Below are 528 nucleotides of genomic sequence, written 5' to 3'. Positions count from 1 at the left end.
AAAAGGGGGATGCGAAAGCATCCCCCTTTTTGTTTGTGTGTTTGGTTGCCGAAGTTCTCTGCCAGCGGCAGAGGCTCCAGAGAGCAGGGCACGGCATTTAGGCCTCTGGCGCTGCTGGACTTATCTTCTACCAGATCTCTGTCTTACCGCCCTCTAAGAGCTTCTTAGGCGCCCTTGTTTAAGCCAAATGACTTCTGTTGTGCTGTCTTTCAAGGCTCATAAGTTTAGGTTGTTAGTTGCTGAAGGCTAGTCATTTAATTGGCTTTTAAATAAGAAGTGTCAACTTTTCGAATAATTCGGTCGGCTGATTAATAAAGTAGGTTTCTTCTAAAGTAAATCGGTATAGAGTCGAAATAGAGAGTAACCAGTTTAGGCCATCTGTTATAAACAGATGGGGTGGCGAAGTTAGCCAACTGCTTGGGAAACACTGAAGAAAATTCTCCTAAAGCAAATTGAGCAAACGCCGATAACTTAGACGTAGGTTCTCCAGGCCACTGAGGCAACTGCCAGGCCGGGGTATCAATCAAA

General features: G+C 45.3%; 1 protein-coding gene. It reads right to left on the bottom strand.

Translation table 11 applies throughout. From position 1 onward, the window contains the following. Positions 1-308 precede the first annotated feature (308 nt). The coding region (locus tag PLU01S_RS26085) for a hypothetical protein (RefSeq protein WP_218019583.1) at positions 309-528 on the bottom strand (220 nt) is incomplete at its 5' end.

The organism is Pseudomonas luteola NBRC 103146, assembly GCF_002091675.1.
In the GTDB taxonomy this organism is placed as follows: Bacteria; Pseudomonadota; Gammaproteobacteria; order Pseudomonadales; family Pseudomonadaceae; genus Chryseomonas; species Chryseomonas luteola.
Note: the sequence above shows the minus strand (reverse complement) of the source record. Positions and strands in the feature narration are given on the sequence as shown.